Source organism: Pseudomonas sp. 05N434 (assembly GCF_056396965.1).
Genome location: NZ_JBFTMK010000903.1, coordinates 1 through 1,155, shown reverse-complemented (window position 1 = coordinate 1,155; position 1,155 = coordinate 1). Strand labels below are relative to the sequence as shown.

The following is a 1,155-nucleotide window of genomic DNA, read 5'->3' as shown; positions in this document are numbered from 1 at the left end:
GGCCCGCCTAGAAGCCATCCGGTTGAAAAGATGCCAATTTCAATTATCATTTTGGCTTTGGTGAATGACCACGCCCATTTGGACACCATGGTAAGCACCACAAGGTCCATGATTCTGATACCAATACCGCTCATGATAATCAGTGCAGACGAATAAGCACACAGCACCAGACCCATCGCCAATATCGTGTACTCATTCACTCTGACAATCAAATACTCTCCAAGCCCCAGCACGGACCAGAGGTCAATCAACAGACCTGTAAGTGTGGTTGTAACAAATGGGCTTATCGGAGGATATTTCTTGTTCCAGAGCATCCACCACAGCAGAAAGAATAGAGAAACGATACCCGAACAAACGCCCATTCCGAGCATGAGTATTTTATTTATCGAGATGATCAGGACATCTAAGGGGTCAGTCCCCAGTTGACTGACTATGAAAAACTTGGCCCCCACCGAGAAAAGGGCGACGCCAGCCAGATACATAAAAATCTGATCCATCTTGAAATCACGAAAACTTAGGACTTGCGTTCCAATATAATTCGCGAATGATGGATAGGATTTTTTTTCACACTTTATTTTTTCATCTTCCATACGAACACCATCCCTGGAGGAGAATATTTTATTATGCAGTGCGTAACGCTAAGGATTCAGAGCTATTGATTACCCGGGTTCTTGTTAGGCTTTACCGGGCTGCAAATAGACTAGCACTCTGCTTTATTTTGGTGCATTATTTTTTAATGAAAACCGGGTGCTTTTCATTAAAATTTATACTTTTTGCTGTGGGAGCTTACATGGACCGTATAGACATCAAAATCTTGGGGAAGGTGCAGGACTTTGGTCGCATTTCCATCACGGAGCTGTCCAAGCACGCAGGTCTTTCTATTCCCGCCACCACTGATCGGTTGCGAAAGCTCGAAGACTCTGGGGTTATCAAGGGATATAGCGCTCAGTTAGATCCAACCAAACTAGGGTTCGGCATATCTGCTGTCGTCGGCATGACCACCCTCAAGCCTGCGAAATCCAAATTGATAGCGACGCTCAACGACATACCCGAAGTCGTTGAGTGCCTGCACGTCACGGGTAACGACTCCTACCTGATCAGGATCTATGCCAGGTCAATGGCCGATATCGAAAATATCATTGCGAAGATCAACGC

At 45.5% G+C, this 1,155-nt stretch carries 2 protein-coding genes; one reads left to right on the top strand and one right to left on the bottom strand.

What is annotated here, in order from left to right; translation table 11 throughout:
- Window positions 1–590, bottom strand: a 590-nt coding sequence (locus tag AC1DLB_RS30580; RefSeq protein WP_477786352.1) for a YczE/YyaS/YitT family protein, incomplete at its 3' end; no start/stop codon positions are given.
- Between the two features lie 200 nt (window positions 591–790).
- Here AC1DLB_RS30580 and AC1DLB_RS30575 point away from each other — a divergent pair.
- Window positions 791–1,155: Lrp/AsnC family transcriptional regulator (locus tag AC1DLB_RS30575; RefSeq protein ID WP_477786351.1), on the top strand; the 365-nt coding region annotated here is incomplete at its 3' end.